Origin of the sequence: Calothrix sp. UHCC 0171, from assembly GCF_034931845.1 — a bacterium.
Taxonomy (GTDB): domain Bacteria; phylum Cyanobacteriota; class Cyanobacteriia; order Cyanobacteriales; family Nostocaceae; genus Brunnivagina.
In genome coordinates this window covers 192,025-213,656 of record NZ_JAYGHN010000005.1, presented here as the reverse complement: position 1 = coordinate 213,656, position 21,632 = coordinate 192,025, and the positions used below count along the sequence as shown (strand labels likewise).

At 40.1% G+C, this 21,632-nt stretch carries 17 protein-coding genes and 1 other RNA gene; 6 read left to right on the top strand and 12 right to left on the bottom strand.

The features are described 5' to 3' along the window. Positions 1-42: 42 nt before the first annotated feature. The gene (locus VB733_RS06500; protein WP_323339270.1) at positions 43-774 is read right to left on the bottom strand and encodes a RibD family protein; all 732 of its coding nucleotides are present in this window, start codon (positions 772-774) and stop codon (positions 43-45) included. A 329-nt stretch (positions 775-1,103) separates the two neighbouring features. Here VB733_RS06500 and VB733_RS06495 point away from each other — a divergent pair, with 329 nt between their 5' ends. Next, positions 1,104-3,206 (top strand): ATP-binding protein, encoded by a 2,103-nt coding sequence (locus VB733_RS06495; protein WP_323339269.1) that lies wholly within the window; start codon positions 1,104-1,106, stop codon positions 3,204-3,206. 51 nt (positions 3,207-3,257) lie between these two features. On the opposite strand, the gene VB733_RS06490 is transcribed toward VB733_RS06495, so the two are convergent. The 6 genes from VB733_RS06490 to groL all read right to left on the bottom strand — a co-directional run bounded on the left by VB733_RS06490 (position 3,258) and on the right by groL (position 9,808). Further along, positions 3,258-4,268 carry a Gfo/Idh/MocA family oxidoreductase gene (locus tag VB733_RS06490; RefSeq protein WP_323339268.1) on the bottom strand — a complete coding sequence of 337 codons (1,011 nt, stop codon included), beginning with the start codon at positions 4,266-4,268 and terminating at the stop codon, positions 3,258-3,260. Between the two features lie 185 nt (positions 4,269-4,453). Then, complete coding sequence (gene rnc, locus VB733_RS06485) at positions 4,454-5,164, bottom strand: ribonuclease III (protein ID WP_323339267.1); 711 nt, start codon at positions 5,162-5,164, stop codon at positions 4,454-4,456. Positions 5,165-5,252: 88 nt separating this feature from the next. Continuing rightward, positions 5,253-5,773: RNase P RNA component class A (gene rnpB / locus VB733_RS06480), an RNA gene on the bottom strand. Positions 5,774-5,823: 50 nt separating this feature from the next. Next, complete coding sequence (locus tag VB733_RS06475; protein WP_323339266.1) at positions 5,824-6,534, bottom strand: hypothetical protein; 711 nt, start codon at positions 6,532-6,534, stop codon at positions 5,824-5,826. Between the two features lie 83 nt (positions 6,535-6,617). Next, positions 6,618-7,772, bottom strand: a complete 1,155-nt coding sequence (gene corA / locus VB733_RS06470; RefSeq protein WP_323339265.1) for a magnesium/cobalt transporter CorA — start codon at positions 7,770-7,772, stop codon at positions 6,618-6,620. 347 nt (positions 7,773-8,119) lie between these two features. Then, a complete protein-coding gene (groL, locus tag VB733_RS06465; protein ID WP_323339264.1) occupies positions 8,120-9,808 on the bottom strand; it encodes a chaperonin GroEL in 1,689 nt (562 codons plus the stop codon). 306 nt (positions 9,809-10,114) lie between these two features. Here groL and VB733_RS06460 point away from each other — a divergent pair, with 306 nt between their 5' ends. The 3 genes from VB733_RS06460 to VB733_RS06450 all read left to right on the top strand — a co-directional run bounded on the left by VB733_RS06460 (position 10,115) and on the right by VB733_RS06450 (position 13,786). Beyond that, positions 10,115-11,245 carry an MraY family glycosyltransferase gene (locus VB733_RS06460; protein ID WP_323339263.1) on the top strand — a complete coding sequence of 377 codons (1,131 nt, stop codon included), beginning with the start codon at positions 10,115-10,117 and terminating at the stop codon, positions 11,243-11,245. A 378-nt stretch (positions 11,246-11,623) separates the two neighbouring features. Next, on the top strand, positions 11,624-12,277 hold the full coding sequence (locus tag VB733_RS06455; protein ID WP_323339262.1) for a restriction endonuclease: 654 nt from the start codon (positions 11,624-11,626) through the stop codon (positions 12,275-12,277). Positions 12,278-12,283: 6 nt separating this feature from the next. Then, positions 12,284-13,786: a class I SAM-dependent methyltransferase gene (locus tag VB733_RS06450; RefSeq protein ID WP_323339261.1), complete on the top strand. Its 1,503-nt coding sequence runs from the start codon at positions 12,284-12,286 to the stop codon at positions 13,784-13,786. A 144-nt stretch (positions 13,787-13,930) separates the two neighbouring features. On the opposite strand, the gene fabG is transcribed toward VB733_RS06450, so the two are convergent. Next, a complete protein-coding gene (gene fabG, locus VB733_RS06445) occupies positions 13,931-14,698 on the bottom strand; it encodes a 3-oxoacyl-[acyl-carrier-protein] reductase (protein WP_323339260.1) in 768 nt (255 codons plus the stop codon). Between the two features lie 188 nt (positions 14,699-14,886). Here fabG and trxA point away from each other — a divergent pair, with 188 nt between their 5' ends. Beyond that, positions 14,887-15,204: a thioredoxin gene (gene trxA, locus VB733_RS06440; protein ID WP_096609564.1), complete on the top strand. Its 318-nt coding sequence runs from the start codon at positions 14,887-14,889 to the stop codon at positions 15,202-15,204. Between the two features lie 159 nt (positions 15,205-15,363). On the opposite strand, the gene prmA is transcribed toward trxA, so the two are convergent. Next, the gene (gene prmA / locus VB733_RS06435) at positions 15,364-16,284 is read right to left on the bottom strand and encodes a 50S ribosomal protein L11 methyltransferase (protein WP_323339259.1); all 921 of its coding nucleotides are present in this window, start codon (positions 16,282-16,284) and stop codon (positions 15,364-15,366) included. Between the two features lie 294 nt (positions 16,285-16,578). Next, positions 16,579-18,159 (bottom strand): phosphoglycerate dehydrogenase, encoded by a 1,581-nt coding sequence (gene serA, locus VB733_RS06430; protein ID WP_096609568.1) that lies wholly within the window; start codon positions 18,157-18,159, stop codon positions 16,579-16,581. A 583-nt stretch (positions 18,160-18,742) separates the two neighbouring features. Between serA and VB733_RS06425 the strand changes: the two genes are divergently transcribed. Next, entirely contained in the window at positions 18,743-19,849 is a 1,107-nt protein-coding gene (locus VB733_RS06425) for a CsgG/HfaB family protein (protein WP_323339258.1), read from the top strand. 155 nt (positions 19,850-20,004) lie between these two features. On the opposite strand, the gene VB733_RS06420 is transcribed toward VB733_RS06425, so the two are convergent. Continuing rightward, on the bottom strand, positions 20,005-20,739 hold the full coding sequence (locus tag VB733_RS06420; RefSeq protein ID WP_323339257.1) for a Uma2 family endonuclease: 735 nt from the start codon (positions 20,737-20,739) through the stop codon (positions 20,005-20,007). 95 nt (positions 20,740-20,834) lie between these two features. Beyond that, complete coding sequence (locus VB733_RS06415; RefSeq protein WP_323339256.1) at positions 20,835-21,581, bottom strand: Uma2 family endonuclease; 747 nt, start codon at positions 21,579-21,581, stop codon at positions 20,835-20,837. Positions 21,582-21,632: the final 51 nt, after the last annotated feature.

Below are 21,632 nucleotides of genomic sequence, written 5' to 3'. Positions count from 1 at the left end.
TCTTCTCTAGGATAGGACAAGAGAAGTGCGATCGCAGTTCCTTCATCCCATATCAATCATATTTACTTCTTTTCTCCCCACGACTCGATAGTGTAAAAAAACCTCATTTTCGACTGTTTTTACTTCTAGTAATTCGAGACGAGGTGCGAAATTTTCCAGGAATCCATTACCAGCTACGGGTGTCGGCGCAATCTCACCACCCAAAACTAAAGGACAAACTGTTAACCATAATTCATCCACTAAGTCTAACTCGAACATTGCAGCTACTAGCTTACCACCACCCAAGACTGCCAGATTATCTATACCTTCGAGTTTAAATTGTGCTAATGCTGCGGTTATGTTAATTTTTTGATTAAGCTGTTCATTTCCGAGATTTGCTGCAAAAGTGAAAATCCGCTCAAATTCCCAGCGTTTCCGCCAAAAATTCGCACCTTCCTGTGTCGTCAACAACCAACGTCGCACAGGCTGCTGAAAAAAACGAATTTCCGGATTGAGATTTGCGCTTTCTGTAATTACTATATGAAGAGGCTGTAAAGGTTTATCTGTCTTTTCTCTGTGCTGTAGTAAATTCGGATTCGAGACAGTAAGTGTTGTCCCATAAGCCCGGAGAGTGCCAGCACCCAATAGTACAGCATCCGCAACCGCGATTTGTTTTTCCAGGTGTGCCTTGTCAAATTTTGAGCCAAACCGTGCGGCAGAAGATTTAAAGTCCGCAATTTTGCCATCCGCACTCATGGCGAGGATAACTGTAACATAAGGATGATGTTGCAACATTTAGATTAAAGAAGTATCTCGTGAGATTGTTTGTCTGTGTTCTGTGTTTATTTGTTTTCATGATTCTGGCTGTTCTGAGATTAGCTATTCAAGCTGAGATTTAGTAACGTTAAGGAAAGGTTAGCTTTTTCATGTCATGATTTAAATTTGCAACAAGTACTTAGGTAATTCAATGCTTGATAGATTGCTAATTCCAGTGTATGAGAGACCGGAATCAAGTTATATTAATAACTGCAACAACCAAAGAGATAATCATTATGTAATGTTTGTCCACTATTTGATTGTATATTGTTGCTGTTATAGTTTGCGTATGCTCAGTGAGATTGCCGATGCCTAAACCGCGTCAATTATCATTTCGTCGCTTACTAGTGACAAGAATTTTGCTGCTGTCGGTTCCAGTCTTGTTGATTGGCGAAATTGTAGTCTTCAAAAAAGCCCGCCATACTCAGCTCAACACCGCCCGTCAAAATTTAACCGAAAGTGCAGTTCTCAAAGGGGAAAAAATTTTAGATAGAGTCGCAAATCTGAAGACAAACTTACTAACTGCGAGCCAAACAACGATACTACGTTCTGGTTCTAGTGTGGATGTGCAGCTATTTATCAATTTACTCGAACAGAATTTACCAAAACAAATTGAATGCGTTCAATTTCAAGATTTAGCAATTAATCGAGTCATTGCCAGTACATGCGGTGATGAGCCTTTGGAAGCGAGAAATGTCAATGATAGTTTTACTAATAGCCAAACTAATCTGACTTCAAGCTCACAAACTTCAAGCTCACAAGCTTCAACTTCACAAACAGTGGGACTAGAAAATAATATTCGCATCAAGGTGATTGTGCCACCAAAAATATATATTAAATCCTTAAGAGATTCTGAACGAGGTACACAAAACAAATTACAGATGCTTCTCTCATCTCCAGTATATGACAATACCGGGAATATGCGTTATTTACTGTCAATTCAATCTGAATTGCAGCAAAAAATTAAGAATAAACCCGTATTGCTAACTGGTTCAACGGTTGTGATTGCCGATGATGGGACAATTTTGGCGCATCCCATTGCTCAAAGAGTTGGTACTAATATTAACCAACATGAGGATGCATCCAGGTTAAAGAAGATTGTACAACATGCGATCGCAGGCAAACAGGATAGTTTGCAATTTTTCTTTGAAAAACAAGGTGAAGAATTACTTGCAGGTTATACAGCCATTCCCAGTCCCATCCCCAATACCACAAATCAAAAATGGGTAATCTTGGATGTCACAACTTTAGATAATGCTTTATATGGGTTAACGGAAATCAAAATAATTCTTGTCCTCTTGACAATAGGCTTAATTAGTGCTTGTTTAATCGCATCATTATACATCGCCCGTTATTTGGCGAATCCAGTGGAAAAATTGCGCGATTATGCCTTAAACATTCATGCCACTTCGCCAACACAACCCATACCCCACGACTTTCAAATTCGCGAATTTAATCAGCTTGCACAAGCAATTGATAGAATGCTGGAAAGACTCAAAGCTTGGTCTGAAGAAATTGAAAGTGCCTGGAAAGAGGCAAAAGCAGCAAACCAAGTTAAAAGTCAATTTTTAGCAACAACATCTCACGAACTCAGGAACCCACTCAATATCATTATTAACTGCGTCCGCGTAGTGCGTGAAGATTTGTGCGATAACAAAGAAGAAGAATTAGAATTTCTCAAACGGGCTGATGATACTGCCATTCATTTGCTAGAAATTATTAACGATTTACTGGATATTTCTAAAATAGAAGCTGGCAAACTATCAGTTTTTTTGGAAACAATTGATTTGCGGCAAATATTAAAAGAAGTGATTAACTTACAATCTGTGAATATTCAACAAAAAGGATTACATTTTAGTATTCCTGAATTCACATCGCCAATGCCAGTCAAAGCTGATCCGAAAAAATTAAAACAGGTATTAATAAATCTCATTGGCAATGCGACAAAATTTACAGAAGAAGGTAGCATTACAATCACAACAAAAATTAAGCTGGAACATCAGTTCACAAATCAACTTGAACACCCGCCAAAAATCCAGCCCTATGTAATTATCTCCATTCAAGATACAGGAATTGGTATCGAACCTAGTCAGCAACAAAAATTATTTCGTCCCTACGTGATGATTGAAAGTTCTACAAACCGTAAATTTGAAGGTACAGGTTTAGGACTAGCCATTTCCCGTAACTTAATGGAGTTGATGGGGGGGACAATTTCCCTAGAAAGTAATGGCATTAACCAAGGTACGACTGCAACCATTACTCTACCCTTAATCGACACAGCATCATTAAAAATACCACCAGAATTGTTAGCGATCGAAGAATTAGTGATGACATCTCCTGATGATAATTTCAAGAAAAATCACGAACATCCAGAAAATGGTATTGTCAACTCACTACGTACTAATTCGTAATTATTTTCCCTGTCTTCCTTTTGTCTCTTTTCCCTATTTTTTCTCTTCCCTTTAATCAAGAAATATTGTTACCCCTCCTTGATGCAAAGATTCACTCAAAGCAGTGAGAATCTCCACTAACTTAGTACCTACCTGCGCGGATGAAATTACAGGATAAGTATTTTTTTGTATGCATTCAAGGAAATATTGACAGGCTTTTTGTAATGGTTCAGCTTTTTCTAATTCTAATATTTGCTGACTGTGGTTAACGGGAATATAGCAATTGTCCTGGATATCAAATTCTCCTTTCAGTAAGGTTAATGGTGCATTTGTTAACATTTCGTCAAAAATTAAACTACCCTGACTGCCAACAATACCCAAACGTCGTTGTTTATCGTTATTTAGCCAGCACAAATGTATATTTGCTTGAAATCCACTCGGATAGGTAAGTGTAGCCCAAACTAAGTCCGATTGTTTTTCTTGCAACCACACTGAACCTGTTGCTTGCACCTTCACGGGGTACTCTCCAAGCCATGTATTAAAAATTGCAATATCGTGAATAGCTAAGTCCCAAAGCGCATCAACGTCTTGACGCACTGGTCCCAGATGAGTACGAGTGGCATATCCGTAGCGTAAATTACCTAATTCACCTGACTCGATAATTGCTTTACCCCTTGTGACGGCGGGATGAAATAAATATGTATGATCAACCATGAGAATGCGCTGTTGCTGTTCTGCTAACTGAGACAACTCTCGACATTCCCAAGGATGAATTGTCAGGGGTTTTTCAGCAAGAATATGTAGCCCCCAATGCAATGCATCCATAATCAGCGAGTAATGAGTTACCGCAGGGGTAGCAATGATGACTCCATCAAGTTCAGGCAACTTTTGTAATGCCTGCCACTCAGTTGTTAGCAAAATATCATCACTGAGTCGGTATTGTCTTTTGACAACCTCAAGACGTTCTGGATTTGGCTCTACCACAGCGACTAAATTTGCCTGGGGATTTTCGGATACAACCCTGAGCCAGTGAACTCCCCAGCGTCCAACTCCAATTACAGCTAGATTAATTTTTTTTGTCATTGGTTAGTAGTTAATAGTTAATAGTTATTAGCTAATGGTTATTAGTTTAGTTCTTGTGTACTAATAAACTATGACTGATGCAATGCAGAATTTTAACGCTAAGTAATTTCTGCTACAAAGCATCAGTAAGCATTAACAGTCTTATCGATTATTAACTGACTAATCCGAGATTGAGTTCAGAGTTATTACTGAGGATTAATAGATAAAAAGGCAACTTTTGCTGCGGCTTGTTCGGCAGCTTTAATTGATCGCCCTTTACCTTCGCCGAGTTTTTTCCCATGTAGCCACACTTCTGCATTAAACCTGTCTTGATTGTGCTGGGCTTGCTGGATTTCTATAACTCGGTATTCTGGTAATACTTTATACTGCGCTTGTGTCCATTCTTGAAGTGCGGCTTTATAGTTGAGTCGAGCGGGATCGCGGCGAATTTCGGTGGTTAGTTCTTTAAAATGGGGGTCTAACCAAGGGCGGATTAAGTCAAGATTGTTGGTACTGAGATAAAGTGCGCCAAGTACAGCTTCAAACGAATCGGCAAATCGTGATTCTTGACCAACTTTGTCTGTGGTGGCGCTACCAGCAACGAGCAAGTATAATTCTAAGCCGTAGGAACGAGCAAGTTGAGCGAGAATGCGATCGCTAACTAAAACCGAACGAATGGCAGCAAAATCACCCACTGAACAATCAGGGTAATTATCCCACAACACAACAGCAGCCACCAAACGTACAACTGCATCACCAACAAATTCCAGTTGTTCGTAGTTTGCAGATTCGGATACTGTTGGATGCGTCAACGCCATATCAAGTAACTGCCACTTAATTGGTGCTTCCAGTGGCAAACCTAATTTTTTGACCAAATTTTCCAGTTGACGCTGACGGCGTGGGTACGCAAGAGACATTATTATTTATTGAGAATTGGGCATTGGGAATTGGTTAAGAAATAACAAAAGACTAGCAATCACTAACTATTAACCAATCAGAAAATTAAGGAGAGAGTCGGACATAAGCCGGGTTCTGTTATTGTCTGTAGAAATGCTACAAGTAACATCTCGACAAAACAACGGCGGTTATCTATCTGGGATGTCTGTTACCAGGACACCTCTAGCGGCTCAATTTGCGGAACTGGTAAAAGACCAACCGTAGTTCCATTACCTTGCTTCCAACCGGGGTTTACCGAGCCAACGCCTCTCGACGCTGCTGGTGCGCTCTTACCGCACCTTTGCACCCTTACCAAAATAGTTGGGAGTTGTCAGTTAAAAACTTATGAGTGATTAATTCCTAATTCCCAACCCCTAACTCCTAACAAGCTTTTGGCGGTATTTTTCTGTGGCACTATCCTCACGATCGCTCGCACTGGACGTTATCCAGCAAGTTTGGTCTTTCGGAAGCCCGGACTTTCCTCAAACCATAAAATGACTGATAGTGGAATACTAAATCCTGAATACTCAGCCCTCAGCATTCTTTGTTTCAGCACTTTTATGGGTCTGCAACCACCTACACCTACTCTCTCCCATTATCCAGTTTAATCTTTGATGACCAGATAGTTCCTAGATTGTAATTATTTTCTTTTTTGGTTCCAAGGAAGGGCGTAAGTCCAAGGGAGTTTTTTGATGATAAAGGGACAATTGACAATACACATGGGTGGTTTATTTTGTCCTGGGGCAAGTCCGACACGTACTTCTGATAATCTCAATACTAGTTGGAGCGAAAATTCTAAGGTGATTTCTTCATTCATGAATTTTTTGAATAAAATCCGATTGGCTTTGACGGGGTTTTTCTCTAAGCCTTTGATATCAACAATTGGTTTTTTCGTGTTGTAAGTTCCGGTTTCTTTATCGCGCTCAAATGTATTTTCAGAAGTAATTGTTGTTGTGAGGGTTTTTTCTGGAGCTACTAAGCCAGGGCTTTGTGACACAGCTAAGTCACGAGTAATATCAGGTGATTTCCGAATGACTCGCATCGATTGTTTGTTATGTTTAATGACGATAGAACTATTATCCCAATCAACGTAAACTGCCAGATTTTTCGACTTGTTTTCAACAAACATTAATAATTCTTTTAAGTCTTCTAATCCAGAGGTTGGAGATAGTTTAAAGCTAATGCCGACATCATCAAATATTTCTTGCTTTTTTAGTTGTTCATCGACGGATGCTTTGTCAAAAGAGAAATTTATTTTGTCGTCGATAGACTCAATCATCCGATTGATTGTGTAAGATATACCGATGATGTAGAAGGTTAATATTAGTAAATTATTGTCGCCTGCTCGCATAATTTTAAGTCTTGACTCCTCACGGCTAATTCTTGGGAATAATATAGCAATTTGCTCAGATTTAAAAGTTAACAGCTTAATAACTAATTTTTAATTGATGAATGATTTTCTAACCAACCACGTCGCCAAAAAATGAATAGTAAAGCTGAGGCGATCGCAGCCATTACAGCCAAGCAGAGTGGATACCCCCAATACCAATTCAACTCTGGCATATTATACTGCGATTTTTCGGTATTAAAATTCATGCCATAGACACCGGCAATAAATGTTAGGGGAATAAAAATTGCCGAAATAACGGTGAGCAGTTTCATGATTTCGTTCATTTTATTGCTAACTGCTGACATGTAAACATCCATTAATCCGGCGGCTAGCTCGCGATAGGTTTCCACCATATCCATAACCTGTATTGTATGGTCATAACAATCGCGAAAATGAAACTGAACCTCTGCACTAATTAGTTCACTACTATCCCTAATTAATGAATTTATGGCATTGCGTTGAGGCCAAATCGCACGTCGTAGCTGTAATAATTCTCGGCGTATTTGATATATACTCTGAAGAGTATAACGAGTAGGGTTTGCAATTACTTCTTCTTCCAATTCTTCTATGCGATCGCCATATTTTTCTAGTACAGGGAAAAAACCATCAACAATTGCATCCAGAAGTGCATAAGCTAAGTAGTCTGCACCACGTTTGCGAATAATTCCTCGACTACGTTCTAGCCGACTGCGTACAGGCTCAAAACAATCATGTTCTGGCTCTTCTTGAACTGTGAGTAAGTAATTTTTACTTAAGACAAAACTGACTTGTTCGCTATAAAATCCACAAGTAAAGTCCTTGGGTACAACCATACGAGCAATAATTACTAACTGTTCTTCATATTCCTCGATTTTTGGACGCTCTGACATATTCACCACATCTTCCAATACCAGACTATGCAGATTAAAGATATTACCTAAAGTTTCTAAAGTGTCTATACTTCCTAATCCTTGAACATCAACCCAAGATACAGAGTGGGTATCTAAATATTTTTCACATTCCTCCAGAGAAATATTGTTTTTGTCAATAAATTCGCCATCGTTGTAATCTATTAATCTGATTGTGCAAGGTACAGAATCCGTGCGAATATTGATTGTCCCTGGTAATTCTCCAGGATGATGATAAAATTCTCGATAATCATCTGTGTCTTCGATCGCCTGGGAAGTTACTTGAGAAATACGACGATATTTTTTTCCCATGAAATTTACCTAATTTTATTGGTTATTTACGCAAATTTTTTCTCAATTTGCAATTTCGAGATGGGTGCGATCGCTATTTAATGACAATATCTAACTTGGCATTTGATAGACTTAGTTAAAAGACAGCCACATTATACTACCAGTTAGTAATAATTTGGGATTTATTATTTGATATTCCTAGCTCTAAATAATCACAATCTTAATCAAGAATATTAGTCAACAATCTTAATAAAAAAGCAGCTTGCCAGACTTAGACAAACTGCTTAATAAAAATTTACAAATAATTAATTTATCCGTAGAGACGGAATGAATCTGGTTGGGGTAGTTGAGGCAATTACTTGCATCTACTACATCATGCCCATACCACCCATACCCATGCCGCCCATACCCATACCGCCCATACCGCCCATGCCGCCCATACCGCCCATGCCACCCATGTCAGGCGCAGCAGCAGGTTTCTTCTCAGGCTTCTCAGCAATGACAGCTTCAGTAGTCAGTACCATCCCAGCGATGGAACCAGCGTTTTGGAGAGCAGAACGTACTACCTTGGCGGGATCGATAATACCAGCAGCAATCAAATCTTCATATTCCCCTGTAGCAGCGTTATAACCGACATTAAAAGCGGCTTCGCGAACATGGGCAACTACAACAGTGCCTTCAACACCAGCATTGTCCGCCATTTGGCGTAGGGGTGCTTCGAGACTGCGGGCAACGATATCAGCGCCGATTTTTTCATCTTCGCTGAAATTTTTCTTGATTTCTTCGACTTTTGTCGATAGGTGAATTAAGGTTGTACCGCCACCAGCGACAATCCCTTCTTCGACTGCGGCTTTAGTCGCATTAAGTGCGTCTTCAATGCGTAATTTCCGGTCTTTGAGTTCGGTTTCAGTTGCCGCACCAACCTTAATTACAGCAACACCACCAGCTAATTTGGCGATGCGTTCTTGTAATTTTTCCTTATCGTAGTCGGAATCTGTTTCGTCAAGTTGTTTGCGAATTTGGGCGATACGTTTTTGGATATCTTCCTTATTTTCGCCAGCAGCAACAATAGTAGTGCTTTCTTTATCAATTTCGATTGTGCGGGCAGTCCCCAACATTTCCAAAGTTGCGGTATCCAAGTTCAAACCAATTTCTTCAGAAATTAGCTGTCCTTGGGTGAGTACCGCAATATCTTCTAACATCGCTTTACGACGTTCGCCAAAACCAGGGGCTTTAATCGCAGCTACATTCAAAACACCACGGGCTTTGTTAACAACCAAAGTTGCCAACGCTTCCCCATCCACATCTTCAGCAATAATTAGCAAAGGTTGACCTAAACGGGCAACTTTTTCCAAAACCGGAACTAGGTCTTGAATATTGCTAATCTTTTTATCTGTAATCAGGATGCGAGCATTTTCAAACTCAACCGTCATCCGTTCGTTGTTGGTGATGAAGTAGGGAGAAATGTAACCGCGATCGATTTGCATCCCTTCTACAACTTCGAGTTCGGTAGAAAGAGATTTGGATTCCTCAACAGTGATTACGCCATCTTTCGTCACCTTCTCCATGGCTTCGGCAAGCATTGCGCCGACTTCTTCATCATTACCAGCAGAGACAGTAGCTACTTGGGCAATTGCACTACCTTCGATGGGTTTAGCGATTTTGGCAATTTCTAAAACCAAAGCCTCAATCGTTTTATCCATCCCGCGTTTAACTGCGATCGGATTGCTACCAGCCGCAACGTTCCGCAAGCCTTCTTTAATCATTGCCTGCGCTAAAACCGTCGCAGTTGTGGTACCATCACCAGCAACATCCTTGGTTTTAGAAGCTACTTCTTGAATCAACCGCGCCCCAGTATTTTCTAGGGGGTCTTCCAATTCAATTTCCTTAGCTACGGTAATCCCGTCATTGACAATTTGAGGAGAACCAAATTTCTTTTCTAAAAGTACATTGCGACCTTTCGGACCCAAGGTAATTTTCACAGCATCTGCCAGGGCATTAATTCCCCGTTCGAGGGCACGCCGAGATTCGTCATCAAATGCTACAATCTTCGCCATATTATCCGTTTTTAATCCTTACACTAGACAATTTAGCACTCAAAGGCAGGGAGTGCTAATTCGTAAATACCGTCAAATAAATTTGGATGGTAGATTTACGTTATTAAAGTAATGCGATCGCACTTGTGAGATTGACCCGGAAGAAAGCTTTCAGTCTTTGAAGGAGTTAGATTAGCAGGTTATTGTCAAACCCCACACATCCCCAATCTCAAATTTAAAATCCACTTGGATACAGATAAAGTAGAAAAAAATGATTAATATACATTTGAAGCTCGCGGAAAACCACAATAATTATTGAGTCGGGAGATGGATATAAACGGATTTCTTCAGTCTCTCGGAATTGCTAAACCTAGCGGTTTCGGCTGGTTGGCAGTAGTGTTTACTTTTTTATTGGCTTGGCTAGTTACATGGCGTTTAATGCCCACAGTCCGGAAATTTGCTCTGCGTGTTGGTTGGGCTGACCAACCTAATGCCCGACGATTGAACCGCGAACCTTTACCAAATGCAGGTGGATTGGCTATTTACACTGGCGTAATGGCGGCAATGGTATTGGCGAGCTTGTTAAGACCGATTGAAGTCCAAAATGTCTTAATCCAAGTCCTGACTATTTTGCTAGGGGGTTCAATACTAGTGCTGATTGGTTTCATCGACGACCAATTTGGCTTGCCGTCCTCAGTCCGGATGTTGGTGCAAGTCCTAACAGCGCTCTTATTAGTTGCCAACAAAATTAGTATCGCAGTAACTCTTGGCACACCATTTGACTCAACCCTCTCAACCTTGGTGACAGTGCTTTGGGTAGTAGGAATTACCAATGCCATTAACTTAATGGATGGCATGGATGGCTTAGTGGGAGGAGTTGGGTTTATTACCTCAATGAGTTTGCTGGCTGTATCTGCCCAATCTTATAACCGTGCAGCTGCAACATTGGTATTAGCAGCCTTAGGAGGTGCAGCACTCGGCTTCTTACGTCACAATTTTTACCCCTCACGCATCATTATGGGCGATGCGGGTGCATACTTCTTTGGTTATGTTTTAGCAGCTACTTCAATTTTAGGTAAACTTCAAACATCTACAATCTTCGGATTAGTACCGACAGTTTTATTTTTGTTGCTACCAGTGCTTGACACAACTCAAGTGGTTGTCAGGAGGTTAATGGCGGGTAAAAATCCGATGAATACCCCAGGAAAAGACCACCTCCACCATCGTTTACTGGCGTGGGGTTTATCGCAACGCCATGCAGCTTTAACTTTATGGGCGATCGCATTAGTATCTAACTTAGTGGCAATGTACTTCCAAAGATTAACTCCAGTACAGATATTAGCCACAGCGATAGCGATCGTATTACTATTAGCCTTTACAGTTTGGCAGCGCATACGCGCCTCAAAAATGATGATACCTGAGAAGGAGCGGGTAGTTGTTGTCAAGGAAGGAGAATAAAGTTTAATTGAGTAGTGAAATGCGATCGCGCCTCAGAGAGGAATGGTTAACCAGCAAGACATATGCTCTCTCGCGATCGTATAATTAGGAACTTAGGCAGAAAAATTCCGTATAACCATACTTAAAAGGGTGTTTATATGGAAAGTTTCGTATAATACCGGGATTAAGGGAATTAAACAGAAAGATTCGGTATAAATGACCTCTGAGGCGTGATTATATGGAAGCGTTAAGTATCATCAATATTACACGTGTGAGCAGTTCATCTCTTCCAAAGCACCAAGCGAAAGCACTTCAGGTATAAGCTGGAGTACTTTGATGTATGCTTTTCTGCTGCTACAAACTGATGTATTATTTTCAGTGCCATAATCTGAGAAAAGAATGCAGCCCATACTGACCATAGAATATTTGTGCTCTGAAGCAGCTAGGTTTGCTGAAATAGAGTCCATATACGACGAACCTACGCTTTACGGTGTCACAGATGGAAAAGCTGTCGGAACTTATCTCGAACGTAAATTCACGGCTTATTTAGCCCAAGCCTATAATTATAAACCAGGAAATTCAGCCTTAGGTATTGATCTTCCTGCCCTTGAAGTTGATATTAAAGTAACAAGCATAAAGCAGCCGCAATCTTCTTGCCCCTTTGAGTCAGCAACCCAAAAAGTATTTGGGTTGGGGTATCATCTTCTTATTTTTGTTTACGATAAGTATGATGATCCTGTAAATAGAACTGGAAGATTAGATATGCGACACACTATTTTTGTAGATAAGAGTAGAACAGGTGATTTTCAGACAACTAGAGGCATCATAGATATTCTAAGTCGAGAAGGAAATAAGGATGATATTATCGCCTTTATTATGGAGAGGAATTTGCCGGTTGACGAAATAGGTGCTAATCAGTTAGCTGACAGAATTTTAGAATCGCCCCCGAATCAAGGCTATTTAACAATTTCAAATGCTCTTCAGTGGAGATTACAATATAGTCGAGTTATTCAGCAGGCTGGCAACACATCAGGAATCATCAGAGTTAGATAGGTAATAATGCGAAAATCAGCAGAAAAATGGCAATTTGGTGATTTTCAAACTCCTGACAATCTTGCAAGAGAGGTTATTCAAACTCTTAGGAGAAATCATAAGATATCACCAGAATTTGTTATAGAGCCAACCTGTGGGAAAGGAGCTTTTATTCGGGCTGCGCTGAATGAGTTTAAAAATTCAAAAATTATAGGCTTAGATATTAACAAGGAATATGTTAGAGAAGCGAGGCTCTCTATCTCTGGATATGTAAATTCTGGAAATGCAACTATATATGAGTCTAATTTTTTTGATACAAACTGGGACGATCTGATTTCCAAATTTTCGGGTTATATTTTAGTTATTGGTAACCCCCCTTGGGTTACAAGTAGTGACTTAAGTGTTCTTAATAGTCAAAATCTTCCCTCTAAATCAAACTTTCAGAATCGTCGAGGTATTGAGGCTATTACTGGCTCAGGAAATTTCGATATTTCCGAATGGATGCTGCTGAAATATGTTGAGTGGTTGTCAAAAAGAGAAGGAACTATAGCTATTCTCTGTAAATATTCCGTTGCTCGAAAGGTAATACGCCAGATAGGAAAGAAATCAGATAATAAATTTTCTGCTCAGATTTATATAATTGATGCAAAGTCTTATTTTAGAGCTTCAGTTGAGGCGTGTCTCTTTGTTTTATCCACTGATTCTTATGATAACCTTGATTGTAAAATTTATGAGGATTTAAAGTCTAGGCAGGCATCATACCTAATTGGTGAAAGAAATGGATTACTCCTAAAAGATACGGTTAAATTTGAGAAGTGGAAACATTTGGCAGGACAGGAATTAAGATATATTTGGCATTCTGGAATTAAGCATGACTGCTCTAAGGTGATGGAGTTAGAGGAAGCTCATGATACTTTTTTTATAAATGGAATGGGTGAAAAATATCCTTTAGAGAACAGCTACTTATATCCTCTCCTCAAAAGTTCAGATGTTGGTAATGGCAGAATCAATGATTATCGAAAACTTGTTTTGATTACACAAAAATTTATTGGTGATGATACAAGCATCATTCAACATGAAGCACCTAAAACCTGGGAATATCTACTTAAACACGATGAGCATCTAAAAAACAGAAAAAGTTCTATTTATAAGAATAAGCCACCATATTCTATATTTGGCATTGGCTCGTATTCCTTCAAAAGCTGGAAAATAGCAATTTCTGGGCTTTATAAGCAATTAAGATTTTGCCTTATCGAACCTTTGGGCGGAAAGCCAGTAATGCTTGACGATACTGTAAATTTTTTGTCGTTTGATACTGAGGAAGAAGCTAGATTTATTTTTGGTCTTGTTACCTCAAATCCTTCCCTAGAGTTTTTTGACTCTATGATTTTTTGGGATGACAAAAGACCAATAACTATAGATATTTTAAGGCGGTTATCCCTTAAGGCTGTTGCAGAAGAACTAGAAGTTTTGGATAATTATTTGCAATGGGCTGCTGAAGCTGTTCCAGTAGTTGCTAGTGGTCTGTAATTGTGATTAGCGGAGGAACCTGCCCATCATAAACAACAGATACACACCTAATACACTGGTGCAGACAGATTAGAGTTTATCGGTGAGTGTTCGAGGTTATCTGCCGCCGCACAACTTCACCGTTATCTAAGACAAATAAACCCCCTACGCCATCACCATACCACCATCAACATTAAACACTTGCCCAGTAATATAAGCTGCGGCTGGGTCTGCTGCTAAAAAGCGTACCATTCCCGCAATCTCTTCAGGTTGACCAAAACGGGCTAAGGGAATAAATTTTAAAATTTCTTCGGTGTTTCCTAGTTCACTAGTCATGTCGGTAGCGATGAAACCAGGAGCAACCGCATTTACTGTAATGCCACGGGAAGCGAGTTCCTTGGCGACAGTTTTGGTAAAACCAATTACCCCAGCTTTGGCAGCGCTGTAATTTGCTTGTCCGGGGTTGCCCATTTGTCCGGCAACGGAGGTTATGCTAATAATGCGACCGGAGCGCTGTTTGAGCATAATTTTACTGACAGCACGAGTGCAAAAAAATACACCTGTGAGGTTTAGGTCTATTACTGCTTGCCAGTCTTCAGGCTTCATCCTGAGTAAGAGAGTATCGCGAGTTATACCAGCATTATTAACTAAGATATCAACACGACTAAATTTTTCCATCACTGCGTTAATGAGTGCATCAACTTGCTCACTTTTGGAAACATCAGCTTGGAGAGCGATCGCATTACCTCCAGCTTGGGTAATGGTATCAACAACTGCATCGGCAGCAGCACTAGAAGCGGCATAATTAACAACGATAGTCGCACCCTGCTTGGATAATTCGAGTGCGATCGCGCGTCCAATCCCTCTCGATGCACCTGTAACAATCGCAACTTGACTCCGTAATGTTTGCAAGTTTTCTGGCAGCAATTCCATTGAAGATTCCTCAAGATATTTAATTAACGCGCAAATTTATCTTACAGGTTTAGGGGTAATGGTTAATGGAATTTTGTGGCTGATTTTTGCTGTTCAAGGAGAGTATTACAAATAAAAATTTCTCTTTTCCCGTTTCCCCTTTTCCCAAACTAAGATTAGAGACGAACCATAGAATAAGTCGGTGCTATATGGCTACGAAAAAGCAATTCAATAGTTTTGAAGAAATGCTTGCTCATTCTGATGTGCCCGTACTGGTTGACTTTTATGCTGATTGGTGCGGTCCTTGCAAACTCATGAGCCAAATCTTAGAACAGGTAAATGCCCAACTCCAAGGTAGAATGCAGGTTGCGAAAATCGATACTGAAAAATATCCGCAATTAGCAAGTCAATATCAGATTTACGCTTTACCAACGCTAGTTTTATTTAAACAAGGTCAACCTGTGGACAAAATTGAGGGTGTAATGCAAGCACCTGATTTAGTCCGACATTTGGAATCGAAGCTTTAAATTAACTAGAAATGTCACAAAACCGGGCTCTTCGCTGAAGTATCCCGGTTGTTATGTTGCTCATATATCTCATTAAGTTGGGAAGATTGAAGTTGGGAAGATTGCATTGCCATTCAAAGTTCAATTCAAACTTCAATTTCCAGATGAAAATCTGAAATCCTAAGAACGCCGCACGTTTAAACAGCACCATTCCTTACGTTTCCATAGGGTTGCCACTATCCAACCATTTTTTTCTAAAGCGTCTGCCACGGATTTGGACTGTTCGACTAAAACTCCGCTAAAAATTCCCCAGGTTGAAGGTTTAGCGATCGCGCTCATTTGGGGTACTAAACTAATAATTACATCTGCCAAAATATTACAAACAATGCCATCTACTGGCTGTTCGAGGATTTTTGCCAAGGTTTCCACGCTGCCTTCTCTCGCGATTATTTGCCCGTCAGCGATGCCATTTAAAAGGCAATTTTCCATAGTCGCTTTGACTGCTAAAGGGTCTGTATCAACTCCGTAAGCTTTCTTAGCACCCAGTAAAATTGCGCCTACAGAAAGTATACCGGAACCGCAACCAATATCCGCAATTACCACATTGTCTTCTTTCGTATTCCCACTTTGAAAAAAGGCATTATAGTCACTGAAACGCATTTCTAAGGCTTCTAAACAAAGTTGGGTAGTGGCATGATTGCCTGTCCCAAAAGCTACACCAGGGTCAAGTTTAATGACGAGACGATCTGAATTTTCTGGTGGAGGTAGCCATGCCGGATTGATTAAAAAGCGATCGCCTATTTCCTGGGGATGCCAATACTGTTTCCAACTACTTGCCCAGTCTTCTTCGTCAATCAAATTCCACTGTAATTCTGGTTCAGCCATGCCAAAGCAAAGGGCATCCTGTCGCAGCCACAATGATAGTGCCGCTAAATCGAGTAAATCCACTTTTATTTGCGGCAAATAAGCTTTAACCAGGCTGGAATCGCCTTTTTTCTCACTTGCAGTCCCGCGACAGCCAAAATTCTCTAATCGCCAGAAAATAGAGTCTTCTAGTTCAGTTTCGCAAAAAATCTGTAATTCCCACCAGGTGTTAGACACAACAAACAGTTATGAGTTAGGAGTTTAGAGTTGGACAAATTTAAAGTTATACCAATTTGAAAAAAGAATGCGACAGATGAATTTTGTAGAGACGCAATGTATCGCGTCTCATATTCTGGATGTGTTGCAAACATTTTTTGAATCAGTATTAGGAATTAAGAGTGAGAATAAAGTTAAAGTTAGGAATTAAACAGTTAGAAATTCTAGATTTTAATTCTTAACTAATCACTCTTAACTCATATCTCTTAACTCCCAACCATCGATAGACAGGAATCTATAGACTTAACAGAAAATTCACAGGTTTACTGTATACGCATCTCGAATACCAGGGACTTTGGTAATTTCAGCTAAAATGCCATCAGGTAAGGGATCATCAAGACTGAGAGCCATTACCGCATCACCGCGCACGATTTTACGACCAACTTGCATACTAGCAATATTGACATTAAAGCTACCCAACAGGGAACCTAATTTACCAATAATTCCTGGCATGTCGCGGTGTAGAGTAAATAGCATGTGTTGGCTGGGGGGAACATTGATCGGAAAACCATCAATGTTAGTTAGGTGGATTTCACTATCACCCAAAAGCACCCCTGTCACCGCATGGGTTCCTAAATTACCTGTCGCTTCTAAATGTAACGAGCCTGCATAATCGCGAATTGATGCATCACGGGTTTCAATGACGCGAATACCCCGTTCTTTTGCCTCAATATTGGCATTGACATAATTAACCCGTTCGCGCAAAGCTTGATGCAACAAACCTTTAAGGGAAGCAATTACAAGTGGTTGACTCTTATTGGTTGCCAGTTCACCCTGTAGGCGAATATTGAGTAATTCTACTCGTCCACCAGCGAGTTGTCCGACCAATTTACCCAAGGTTTCCGCCAGTTGCATATAGGGTTTGAGTTCTTCGAGAACATCAGGCCCGAGTCCGGGGATGTTGACAGCAGAACGTGCGGGAAGTCCGAGGAGAACATCGCGGATTTGTTCGGCGACATCAATGGCAACATTGACTTGGGCTTCCGTGGTGGATGCACCTAAGTGGGGTGTGAGAATGATATCCTTGCCGATGTCCCGTAGTGTAGACTCACCCAGGGGTTCAGATTCAAATACATCTAATGCGGCACCTGCGATTTGTCCAGCCTTGATTGCATCTGCCAGAGCGGCTTCATCGATGATACCCCCACGGGCGCAGTTAACAATGCGGGTGGTGGGCTTCATTTTCGCCAACATTTCAGCGTTAATCAGGTGGGCGGTTTCCGGTGTTTTGGGAATGTGGAGCGTGATGTAATCAGCTTGTTGTACCAATAAATCCATATCCACCAACTGACAGCCGATTTGTTCAGCACGTTCGTTGGAAATAAAAGGATCATAAGCAAGCAATTTCATTCCCATTGCTTTGCCAACAGCAGCAACATGGGAACCAATTTTGCCTAAACCGACGATGCCCAAGGTTTTCTTATAAACTTCTGCACCCACAAAAGTTTTGCGATCCCATTCTCCACGTTTTACGGATGCGTTAGCATCAGGAATGTGACGAGATAAGGATAGCATCATGGCGATCGCATGTTCAGCTGCCGCGATCGTGTTACCTTCTGGCGAGTTGACTACTACAATCCCGTGACGGGTTGCCGCAGGAACATCAACGTTATCAACACCGACACCCGCACGACCTATAATTTTTAAGTTCGTACCAGCTTCGATGATTTCTTTGGTGACACGAGTACCCGAACGAATCATCAGGGCATCATATTCACCAATGATGCTAATGAGTTCTTCTGGTTTTAAACTTGTTTTTACATCAACTGTAGCGACTTGGGATAAGATATCAATCCCAGCCTGGTCAATTGGATCGGAGACGAGAACCTTAGACATGATTGCTTGATTTTTTAAGCTTGAGGTTTAAAGCTTGAGGTATTTTTGGGCAAGACTCTTCAGTTTAGACTTAAATGCTTCCGATTCAGCAGGAACGACAACAACTTTTGATAACTTTTATTATTCGTTATTATTCGTTTGCCACTTGTTTAAGTCTACTTGTGCGGCTTTGGGTACTCCACTATCAAGAAGCTAGTGACTGCAATCAGCGAAGCTTAACGCCGAAGGCGCATCGCCCCATTCGGTAAATATAAACTATTGCTTGCCCCCACATACCAATACTTTTATTATTTTTTTCATAATTCTCTGTACTTTTAGGTTCTCCCACAATAAAAATGCCAACTTTTAGTATGAAATTTCTAAGTTACGGGGTTAGGAAATCAAATTTCTAATTTGTAGTTGTGTTTACTGACAGTAAGTGATGAAGATTAAGTAAATTTGCTGAGTTAGCTAGTGAAAATATCTGTTTTTAGGAGATGATTATAGATATTATGAGTCATCTATTTACCTGCTAAATACTTAGAAGCAGAAAAATCAGACTCAATGCTACTCAGTTAAATTGATGGTGAAGGGAGTAATACAAATGCATAAAATTAGCAAAAATACAAAATCTACACAAAATATTATGGCTTTAGGACGCTTTTATTTACCTCTCATCACTACTGGATTAATATTTGGCTGTGGAGGAATCATCAATATTAATGGTGTAAATGCCGCAGAGAAACAACTAGTAAATATATCGACACAAAATACTGTATCTGTTAATATTAATTCCGCAAATATCCAGTCACAAAATCCTCAACTTAAAAATCTTAAATCCACATCCAAAGGCAAAGTTAGAATAGCTGTCCTCGATTTTGATTATAGTTCCGTTGCTGACTACAATTCCTGGTACTGGTATATTCGAGGTGATGGTAAAGGTGTCAGCGATATTTTAGTCAATAAGTTAGTAGATAGTGGCAAATATAGTGTCATTGAACGGAGTAAATTAGACGCAATTTTACAAGAGCAAAATCTTGGTGCTTCGGGAAGAGTTGATACTAGCACTGCCGCCCAAATTGGTAAACTTTTGGGAGTCGATGTTGTTGTCATTGGTTCTGTAACTGGTTTTAATATTGAACGTGATAATGGTGGAGTTTGCGCTTTTGGAGTTTGTGCAGGAGGTAAAAAAGCTTCAGCGAATGTTCAATTAAATATACGTATGGTAAATACAACCACAGGTGAAATTATTGCCACCGCAGAAGGAAAAGGTCAATCAGGACGCGGTGATGGCAACCTCAGTGTGCGTGGATTTAGTATTAATAGTAACTCCAACAAAGAGTCGAAATTACTGACACTGGCAACAGCAGATGCGATCGAGCAAGTAGCCAAAAAAATCAATTCTGATTCCAGTCAAATTGCAGCAGTCCCAAAATCATTACCAACAAAAGAAGCTTTAGTTGCTGATATTTCTGGTAGAACTGTAATCTTGAATCAAGGTAGTGCTAGTGGTTATCGTCAAGGTATGAAACTATCAATTGAACGAGTCACTAGAGAAGTCAAAGACCCGGCAACAGGTAAAGTTCTTCGCAAAATTACTCAACAAATTGGCTTAGTTGAATTAACAGAAGTTGATGCCTCATCCAGCGTTGGTAAAATTATTTCTGGCACTACATTCAAAGTTGGAGATATGGCAAAACCTACTGAATAAATTCCTACGGAAAATAAATCTCAAAATATCATAGAGACGTGAGATGTTGCGTCTCTAAATACCAAAAATATCCAAATCAAAATATTTTCCAAAATCCCGCTTCTGTTTAGTTATATAGGTTGATTTCTTTAATACCAAATTACTTAATATTTATTTCAAGAAAGAGTATTGGGATCAACACCTAATTCTCTTAATTTAGCTGCTAATAAATCAGCACGCTGTTTTTCTCGTTCGGCACGCTCATCACCCGTCAATAACAAATTCCCTTCGGCATCCCACCAACGCAACCAAGGTAAAGTAACATTTTGGTACAGACCTTGCCAAATACCCAATTCCACGCCAAGGGGATGTATCGAAAAATGCCCTCGTTGGTTTTCTGTAACTAATTCGTAACGATTTTCGACTAGATGATAAACTTCTACTCGACTTTGTTGCACTTCATAAATACCATAAAAAGCAGGTCTAATTACTTGTTCATAAACCCAGAATTTACCAGACCAAGGAGTTTTGTCTCTTTCTTCTTCGCCATTTCCAGAAACAAATTCTAAAACAATTAGTGGGGGAATCAACTCTTGCCACAACACATAGGAACGTCGCATTTGATTATTTAAAACTGGTGGTACATTTCCTACATAAAACCAGTCTGGAGCTTCTGCACCTTTTTCTGGCGGGTCTGTCATTCGCCAATAAATTCCACTATCTTGACCAATACAATAGTCTCCATTTGGATGAATTTTTTGCAAGATTGGAGTAATTGAATCTGTTAGTAAAATACTTTGGGGATGCTCTTGAAAATTTTTCACAAAATTACCATCAGACTCTGGTAATTGCTTGTGGTCTGGGAAAGGAACTGGTGTTGAAATTGATAACATTTCTGGAGTAGAAGTCATATAAGCTTGTGATGAAACTGCATTCTACTATTTCGATGATTATTTTAGTATAAAAGTTCTAGTGCAGTAGAGGTTAAACTAGAACAAGAACCTGATTACGATAGATTGTTTGGGTCAATACCCAATTCTCGTAATTTAGTTGCTAATAAATCGGCACGTTGTTTTTCCTGTTCGGCACGTTGTTTTTCCTGTTCAACTTGTTCGCTACTCCACAACAGCAAATTTCCATCCTTATCCCACCACCGCAACCAGTTTAGGGTTTGACATAACCTTTCACCTTGCCAAATTCCCAAAAATAATTCCAGTTCGGGAATCCAATAGCGTCCATTCTCATCGGCGGCAACCTTGGTATATTCGATATTTTGCAAGCAACGTACTTCTATACTTGGTTCGTAGGGATCATAGGTAACGTAAGTCGGAACCTTGAGAATATTTTCGTAAAAATAAAGCTTCCCATAGGGAGGAGTCGAACGTACCGATAACTCTCCAGCTTCGGTATCGGAAAGAAATTCCATGACAACAGCAACAGTAGCACCTTCTAAATTTTGGGTGTAGCTACGACGGATAATATCTGCTGCGACAGGTTGTACTTGGGGTACATAAAACCAGTCTGGAGCTTTGACGACAGTTTTCTTGTTGACTGTCGCGACTAATCCAAAGTTAGAACCAATTAGCATTTGTGGTTGAATGCGTCCTGCTGCACCTAAAGCATCGGTAAGTGCTGCTGCAAGGGGAGGTTGTTGAATATTTTCCACTGGATCATCGGGGAGGACATAGTCTGCTGGGAGTGCTTCCCAAGTGACAATCGGTTCTTTTGAGATTGGTTGAATTTGTAGAACCATAGGAATACTCCAAGTTAATTGAGGTTGGAGTTTGCCTTTACATAATAATCA

Coding starts and splice junctions, on each gene's coding strand:
- VB733_RS06500 (WP_323339270.1), bottom strand. CDS start 774: ATGTTGCAACATCATCCTTATGTTACAGTTATCCTCGCCATGAGTGCG.
- VB733_RS06495 (WP_323339269.1), top strand. CDS start 1,104: ATGCCTAAACCGCGTCAATTATCATTTCGTCGCTTACTAGTGACAAGA.
- VB733_RS06490 (WP_323339268.1), bottom strand. CDS start 4,268: ATGACAAAAAAAATTAATCTAGCTGTAATTGGAGTTGGACGCTGGGGA.
- rnc (WP_323339267.1), bottom strand. CDS start 5,164: ATGTCTCTTGCGTACCCACGCCGTCAGCGTCAACTGGAAAATTTGGTC.
- VB733_RS06475 (WP_323339266.1), bottom strand. CDS start 6,534: ATGCGAGCAGGCGACAATAATTTACTAATATTAACCTTCTACATCATC.
- corA (WP_323339265.1), bottom strand. CDS start 7,772: ATGGGAAAAAAATATCGTCGTATTTCTCAAGTAACTTCCCAGGCGATC.
- groL (WP_323339264.1), bottom strand. CDS start 9,808: ATGGCGAAGATTGTAGCATTTGATGACGAATCTCGGCGTGCCCTCGAA.
- VB733_RS06460 (WP_323339263.1), top strand. CDS start 10,115: ATGGATATAAACGGATTTCTTCAGTCTCTCGGAATTGCTAAACCTAGC.
- VB733_RS06455 (WP_323339262.1), top strand. CDS start 11,624: ATGCAGCCCATACTGACCATAGAATATTTGTGCTCTGAAGCAGCTAGG.
- VB733_RS06450 (WP_323339261.1), top strand. CDS start 12,284: ATGCGAAAATCAGCAGAAAAATGGCAATTTGGTGATTTTCAAACTCCT.
- fabG (WP_323339260.1), bottom strand. CDS start 14,698: ATGGAATTGCTGCCAGAAAACTTGCAAACATTACGGAGTCAAGTTGCG.
- trxA (WP_096609564.1), top strand. CDS start 14,887: ATGGCTACGAAAAAGCAATTCAATAGTTTTGAAGAAATGCTTGCTCAT.
- serA (WP_096609568.1), bottom strand. CDS start 18,159: ATGTCTAAGGTTCTCGTCTCCGATCCAATTGACCAGGCTGGGATTGAT.
- VB733_RS06425 (WP_323339258.1), top strand. CDS start 18,743: ATGCATAAAATTAGCAAAAATACAAAATCTACACAAAATATTATGGCT.
- VB733_RS06420 (WP_323339257.1), bottom strand. CDS start 20,739: ATGACTTCTACTCCAGAAATGTTATCAATTTCAACACCAGTTCCTTTC.
- VB733_RS06415 (WP_323339256.1), bottom strand. CDS start 21,581: ATGGTTCTACAAATTCAACCAATCTCAAAAGAACCGATTGTCACTTGG.